This window comes from Streptomyces sp. WZ.A104, assembly GCF_002382885.1.
Taxonomy (GTDB): Bacteria; Actinomycetota; Actinomycetes; order Streptomycetales; family Streptomycetaceae; genus Streptomyces.
Genome location: NZ_NWVL01000140.1, coordinates 1 through 7,351 on the forward strand (window position 1 = coordinate 1; position 7,351 = coordinate 7,351).

Below are 7,351 nucleotides of genomic sequence, written 5' to 3' on the forward strand. Positions count from 1 at the left end.
CCCGCGCCCCGCTCGGGCGCCCCGCCCTCGGCCCCGCCGACGGCGTGCGCGGGCGCGGTACCCGGCTGCGCGGGCGCGACAGACGCGGGCCCGGAAGCCGCAGGTCCCGGATGTACGGGCCCCGAGCGTGCGGGCCCGGTGCCGGGCGGGCCGGGGACGGGCGTCGGTGCCACTGCCGGTGACGGTGACGGGCTTCGCGGGGCAGCGGTGTGCTGGGGGCCGCCGGCGCCGGGGTTGGTTGCTGTGTTCATCGTTGTGTGTCCCCTTCGGGGGAGGACGGGAGCGGGGCGGTGAGGTTCGGGGTGTCCAGCCGGGTGAGCTGGACGGGGGTGGTGCCGAGCCTGCGGTGCAGCAACAGGCCCCGGCCCTTCTTGCGTTTGGCCGACCGGTGGCCCCAGATGGCCGGTTCGTCCTTGGGGATGCTCATCAGCACTCCGGGCACGTTGAGTTCACGGGCGCGGCTGATCACGGGGTCGCCGCTGCCCCGGGCGCCCCCGCCCGCCTGCCGTGCGGCGTACAGGTGCAGCCCGACGGCGCGGGCCTGGGGCAGGAAGTCCACCAGGGGGCGCAGGGGGTTGCCCGCGGAGGTGGCCACGAGGTCGTAGTCGTCGACGATCAGATAGATCTCCGGGCCCGTCCACCAGGAGCGGGAGCGCAGTTCCCCGGGCGTCACCCCGGGACCGGGCAGCCGCTTCCGGAAGCCCTCGACGAGCCCGGTGACGATGTCCACGGACATCTCGTGCGTCGTGGAGTACCCGAGCAGGCTCGGCCCGTCGAACTCACTCAGCATCGTCATCCGGTAGTCGAACACGACGAGTTTGGCCTGCTCCGGGGTCCAGGTGTCGACGACCTGCCGGGCCACCGAGCGCAGCAGCCCGGTCTTCCCGGTCTCGCTGTCGCCGATCGCGATGAGGCCGTTGTCCTCACCGGGCCGGAAGACGACGGGCTCCAGCCGCGTGCCCTCGACGCCGATGACCACCCCCGCGGCCGACGAACCCGTTGCGGCCGGGCGCCCGGTGTAGGGGTAGGAGTCGGGCAGCATACGCACCCGGGGTGCGGGCGGGCCGCTCCACGCCTGGGCGACGCGGCGCACCAGGTCGGCCACGCCTTCGGCCAGTTCCCCGTCTCCGTGGCGGCCGTCCAGCCGGGGGACGGCCGCCAGGAAGTGCAGCTTGTCGGTGGTCAGCCCGCGGCCCGGGCGGTCGGCGGGGACGGCGCGCTGGAGCTTGCGGTCGACCTCCGAGTCCAGCGCGTCGCCCAGCTTCAGCTCGATCTTGGTGCCGATGAGGTCCCGCATGCCGAGGCGCAGGTCCATCCAGCGGTTGCCGGTCACCACGAGGTGGATGCCGAAGGTCAGCATCCGTCCGGCGACGCCCATCAGCGTCGTCTCCAGGTCGGGGAAGTGCTGCCGGAGCACCTGCCAGCCGTCGATGACGAGGAAGACGTCACCGAACGCGTCGTCGGCCCGGCCCTCGGCGCGCAGTCTGCGGTAGTCGGCCATGGCGTCCACGCCCAGTTCCCGGAAGCGCAGTTCGCGCTGTTCGAGGACCTCCAGCACCTCCGCGACCGTTCGGTTGACCGCCTCGGGGTCCAGTCGGCTCGCCACTCCGCCGATGTGCGGCAGGCCGCCGAGGGCGAAGAGGGTGCCGGAGAAGTCGAGGCAGAAGAACTGCGCCTCGACGGGGGTGTGGCGCAGGGCGAGCGAGGCGATGAGGCTGCGCACGACCGTGGACTTGCCGCTGCGCGGTCCGCCGACGACGGCGACGTGCCCGCCCGCGCCCGACAGGTCCAGCGCGTACGGTTCGCGGCGCTGGTGGTAGGGCTTGTCGACGGTGCCGATGACGGCCTCCATGACCGGCCTGCCGGGTGCCGTGCCCAGTCCCCGGCCCTCGCGGACGGCCAGGTCCGGGCAGAGGGCGTCCAGACTGTCGGGCTCGTCCAGCGGCGGCTGCCACACCTGGTGGGCCTGGGGGCCGCGGCCCACCATCTGCTCGGTCATCACCGCGAGCACGGTCGTCGACAGATCCTCCTCCTGCCCGAACTCGTCCTCCGCCAGGACCGGTTCGGGGGCGGCGGGCTCCCGCAGCTCCGCCGGCACGGGCAGATGTCCGGCGGGGAAGGGCCGGACATCCACCGGGCCGCCCAGGACGAGCGGGCTGCCCTCGCCCGCCGTGCGGTAGGCGCCGGAGACGTAGGCGGCCCGGAAGCGCTTGAGGCTCGTCATGTCGGTCCGCAGATAGCCGTGGCCCGGGGCGCTCGGCAGGTGGTGGGCGTCGGTGACGCCGATCGCGGCGCGGCTCTCCTGCTCGGAGAAGGTACGCAGACCGATCCGGTACGACAGATGCGCCTCCAGGCCGCGCAGCCGCCCCTCGTCCAACCGCTGTGAGGCGAGCAGGAGATGGAGTCCGAGCGACCGGCCGAGCCGGCCGATCTGCACGAACAGTTCGGCGAAATCCGGTTTCTGGGCGAGGAGTTCGGAGAACTCGTCGACGACGATGAACAGGCTGGGCAGGGGCGGAAGATCGGCTCCCCGCTGACGGGCCCGTTCGTAGTCGCGCACGGAGACCAGGTTTCCGGCGTCCCGCAGAACCTCCTGGCGCCGGTTCATCTCCCCCGCCATGACCTCCTGCATGCGGTCGACGAGGGTGAGGTCGTCCTCCAGGTTGGTGATGACGGCGGCCACATGCGGCAGCTCGGCCATCCCGGCGAAGGTAGCGCCGCCCTTGAAGTCGACCAGGACGAGGTTGAGCTGATCGGGCGAGTGGGTGGCCGCCATGGCGAGGACGAGGGTGCGCAGCAGCTCGGACTTGCCGGAACCGGTGGCGCCGACGAGGAGCCCGTGCGGCCCCATGCCGTTCTGCGCCGACTCCTTGATGTCCAGGTCGAGGACGCCCCCGTCGGCGGCCAGGCCGATGGGAACCCGCAGCCGGTCCCGCAGGGGCCGCGGCCGCCACAGCTCGGCCAGGTCGAGCCGGCCCGCGTCCCGTACGCCGATGAGGCCGGGCAGGGTGGTGTCCGCGGTGTCCAGGTCCTCGGTCTGTACGGTCTTGGCGTCCAGCCGGAACGCGGCGAGCTGCTGGGCCAGCGCCTCGGCCTCGGCGACGGAGAGCGCGTCCGCCGCGCCGAGTTCGTCGTACGCCTCACCGCTGCGCACCCGCAGGACGCCGTCCGCGGCCGTCAGGGCCAGTCCATGGGCGTCCCCGAGCGGCGCGGCCCGCCCTGAGAGGTCCAGGACGGTGGTGCCGTGCAGGCCGTCCGCGTCGATCAGGGCCTCCGCCCCCAGGGCCAGTCCACCGTCGAGCACGACGAGCAGGTGCGGCAGGTCCGGATCGGGTTCGGCGTCGCGATGGAAGCGGGTGCGTCGGGCGAGTTCGGCGCCCAGCAGGTCCTCAAGACCGGCCAGCGAGGTGTGCACGAGCCGCACCGGCCCGGCGTGGTCCACGTCCTCCGGGTGCTGGGCGTGCGGCAGCCACTTGACCCAGCTCCAGTCAGCGCCCTCCGGCTCCGCGGTGCACACCAGCACCCGCAGGTCGCGCGGGGCGTGGAAGGTGACGGCCTGCGCGACGACGGCCCGCGCCAGGGCCCGGGCCTCCTCGGCCTCGCCCTCCAGGGACAGGCAGGCGAAGCGGCGCAGCGCCAGTTGCACCGGCAGCTCCGGTACGACGGAGTGCGTGTTGACGAACCGCTTGAGCGCGACGGCCGCGACCGGGTCCAGGTCCTCGACCGGGGCGGACTCACCGGGCACGAGCGGGGTGGCCAGATAGCGGGCGCCGGTACCGATCCGGACGACCCCGAAGTCCTCGTCCCCCGCGCGCCTCTCCCACAGCCGTCGCCCTGCCACGATCCCCCACAGCGTGCCGGGGGCGGGAGCGCCCCACAGCAGAGCCGTGCGCTGGGCCAGCGCGGTGCGCCGCACCTCGGACCGGGTCCGCTCCAGATAGCGGAGGTAGTCCCGCCGCTGGTTCTGCGCCTGTCCCTTGGTCTGGCCGCGCTGCCGCATGAGCGAGCCGACGACCATGGCCACGGAGGAGACGAGGAACATCGTGCCGACGATGTACCCGATCGGCCCGCGCCCCATGGTCAGCATGTAGAGGACGGACCCGAGCCCGGACAGTGCGGGCAGGGCGGTGAGCCAGACGTTGTTGTTCTGGTCGGGCTGCGGGAGTTGCGGCGGCGCCTTGAGGACGACGTCGCCGGACGGCAGGCTGGGCTGCTGGGCGCGGGCGGGGCGGCGGAAGGCGGCGGTGGGGCCGGGCGTGGTGGTCATGGGTCAGGACGTCCCGGAGGCCCGGCGGTTGGACGAGTACGCCTCGCCGAGTTTCCCGGCGGAATCGGTGTAGGTCGCCTCGACGGTGTCGAGGACGTCCTGGAGATCCGAGTGGTTGATGTCCACCATGGCCGGGTTCCCTTCACCGTCGGCCTCGTCGATGGACCGGCCGTTGTAGTAGTCGGCCAGTTCCTCGGAGCCGTACCCGGCTCCGATGGCCGCTTCGGCCACCGTCCTGCGCAGCGACCAGTCGCCGACGACGGCGCTGTCGTAGTTCAGGTCGGCCGCGAGCGCGGGGGCCTCGGGGTTGTTCTGGGCCAGCGATCCGGCGGCGCCCACCCCTGCGGCGGCGAGACCCCAACTGGTGGTCGCGACACCCCCGGTGGCCACGGCGGCACCCACGCCGGTGATCGCCGTCGCCGCCGCGAGCCGCTGCTTCGCGCGCTGCTCGGCCGCCTTGTCCTCGTCGTCCTGGACGTCCACGACGATCTGGTCGTACGCACCGGCGACCGCACCGTCCAGGGCGCCGAGGTTGCCGAGGATCCGTTGACGGTCGGACTCGCTAGATCCCTCGCCGAAGGCGTCCGCCGCCCGTACGGTGTAGTAGGTCTCCAGGCCCGTCTCCCACTGGTTGAGCACACTCTGTTCCGACTTGCCGAGGTACATGAAGAGTTCGTGCCGGTGGTCGGCGCTGAGCCGGAACTGGTTCCCCTCCTCGTCGAAGTAGCTGTAGGTCAGGGAGCTGTCGCCGTTCTGGCGGCCCGACACCTCTGTGAGGTAGTCGAGGTAGCCGAGCGACACGTCCTTGACTGCGGCCTGCATGTCCGCGGTGGCCGCCCCGTAGGGATTGCCCTCCAGGTCCGACAGCGACGACAGGGTGTCCTGTCCCCGGGCAATGGATTCGAGCAGGTTGAAGGCGGCACGCCGCTGGTCGCCCCTGGGGTCATCGCCCTCGGCGGGCAGGGTCGCGGAGCGGATGAGGTCGCCCGCCGCGCCGGGGTCCTCCCAGCTGGCGCTCAGCATCCACTCTCGGAAGTAGTCATCGTTGATGAGGGTTGCGGAGGCCACATCGTTCAGGGCCACCGAGCGCAGGGCCGCGCTCGCACCCGACATCTCCAGGTCCCCGGCCCCGGCCTGGCTGCTGACCAGGTCGACCCCGTTCTCGGCCCACAGGGCGGCGTACGCCAGGTCCTGGCTGAAGCCGGTGCCCGCCCGTGCCGTGGCGTTCCCCATCAGGTCGCCGAAGCCGTCGAAGAGCCGGTAGTGCTCGATCTGTTCCTCGAACGGCTTGTTCACGATGTCGTCCGGATCCCGGACCATGGCGGCGATCGGCTCGGGAAGCCGGTCGAAGTGCGACGGCTGGTGGGTGTCGAGGCCGCCGACCTCGGGGTTGGTCATGACGTTGATGCCGTTGGCGGCGGCGCGCTGAGCCGTCTGGATGGCCTCGGCCGCGGCGGGGCCGTCGCGGTTCGGATCGGACTCCAGCTCGCCGAGCGCCGCCAGGCCCTCCGAACCCAGGGAGTCGTAGAAGCCGGTCAGGTAGGCGAGCTGCTCCTCCGTGAGCTGCTCGGGGTCGACGGCCATCTCGCCGTTCTCGTCCAGGACGCCGCCCATGGCGTCCTCCAGACCCTGGGTGTAGCGGGCCACGGCGGCCGGATCGGGGTTCTCCCTCTCCAGCTCCAGCGCGAGCTGCTCCCCCTCGTACTCCGCCCTGCCCTCCGAGTACCACAGGTCCAGCGGTGTGCTGCCGGTGTCATAGCCGTCCTCGGCCAACCGGTCCTCGCGGTTGCTCAGGAAGCCGTAGTAGTCGTCGAGTTCGTCCGTCATCCGGTCGTACACGTCGGCGCCGTACTTCCCGGCCCGATCGGTGTAGGCGTTCTCGATGATGGAGCGGACATTGGCGCGGGGGAAGTCCTCCACCTCGCTGGTGTGGCTCTCGCCGTGCCCGGACCACGAGTAACGGGTTTCGGGGCCGAGGCTGTTCAGGTCGTCCTCAAGGGACTCGATCTCCTCGTTCGCCTGCCCCGCGTACCACTCCCGCCAGTACTCAAGACCCATCTCCCCGACGATGGAGTCGTCCACGTACGTGCGGGTGGCCTCCATCTCCTCCTTGATCTCGCCAAGAGTGGTGGAGACAACGCGCAGCCCGGCCTCGCCGAGGTCGTCGTAGGTCTGCTCCAGGTGGGCTGCGCCGTCCTCGTAGATGGCGTTGGAGCCCCGGGTGCCCGCCCGTTGCTCCAGGTCGGAGGCGTACTGGGACACCGAGCCGGTCTCGGCGGCCTCCTCGGCGCCGTTCTTGAAGATCGACGCCAGGGCGTCGACCGCCTCGGGGTCCGTGTCCTTCTTGAAATCCGTCCGCAGCTCGTAGGGGTCGCAGCCCGCCGCCTCGACGAGCATGGCGCGGGTGATGGTGAATCCAGACACGGCTTTTCCTGAGCGTGGGAGGAGAGTGGGAAGAGGAGGCGTGGGGGCCGGGGTCGGCTACATGCCGTCCGCGACCGCCCGCACCACAGCCGCGTCAGCGGGAGTCTGCAGCGCCGTACGGGCCCGGATGTCGGTGTCCTCGCCGAGGTCCGCCGTCGTCGCGCCGCCGTGGCCGATGACGTCGCGGTCCTCCTGGGCCCGGCGGGTGCGCCGGGTGCGGTCGGTGGTGCCTTGGTTGAGGCCCGCCGTGTAGGAGGCGGCGCGGGTACCGCCGAACTCGCCGGACGTGGCCGTGGTGTTGGCCAGGCGGCGGGACAGGCTGTCCGCGCCGTCGGCGGCCTCGCGGTTGTGCCGGGCGCTGGTCCGGAACTCTTCGGGCAGGTACTCCAGATCGCCTTCGTCGCTCACCGGTCTACTCCTGTCGGGCGTCGTCCGTCACGGGTCGAGACACCCCCCTGGGGGGTGCTGTCAGCTCACTCGCCGAGCACACCGCCGGTGGCCCGCCCGCGCCGCCGCCAGACCTCGGGGTCCTCGGTCAGATCGGTGGGTGCGCCGGGACGGCCGGTGCGGTCCGGGCGGCCCAGCGTGCCCCGGGCCGCCGCGGCGGCGGGCGGCGGGGCGGCGGGCGTACCGGTGAGCCGGTGGCGGGTGCCCGCGTCG

Annotated in this window: 4 protein-coding genes; all 4 read right to left on the reverse strand. The window is 72.3% G+C overall.

Features of this window, described 5'->3' with window-relative positions:
* Positions 1 to 247: 247 nt before the first annotated feature.
* The gene (gene eccCa / locus CIB93_RS36355) at positions 248 to 4,267 is read right to left on the reverse strand and encodes a type VII secretion protein EccCa (RefSeq protein ID WP_096633054.1); all 4,020 of its coding nucleotides are present in this window, start codon (positions 4,265 to 4,267) and stop codon (positions 248 to 250) included.
* A 3-nt stretch (positions 4,268 to 4,270) separates the two neighbouring features.
* Positions 4,271 to 6,691, reverse strand: a complete 2,421-nt coding sequence (locus CIB93_RS36360) for a hypothetical protein (protein WP_096633055.1) — start codon at positions 6,689 to 6,691, stop codon at positions 4,271 to 4,273.
* Positions 6,692 to 6,748: 57 nt separating this feature from the next.
* A complete protein-coding gene (locus tag CIB93_RS36365) occupies positions 6,749 to 7,099 on the reverse strand; it encodes a hypothetical protein (protein ID WP_096633056.1) in 351 nt (116 codons plus the stop codon).
* A gap of 65 nt (positions 7,100 to 7,164) precedes the next feature.
* On the reverse strand, positions 7,165 to 7,351 hold a 187-nt coding region (locus CIB93_RS38355; RefSeq protein ID WP_179500371.1), incomplete at its 5' end, for a hypothetical protein.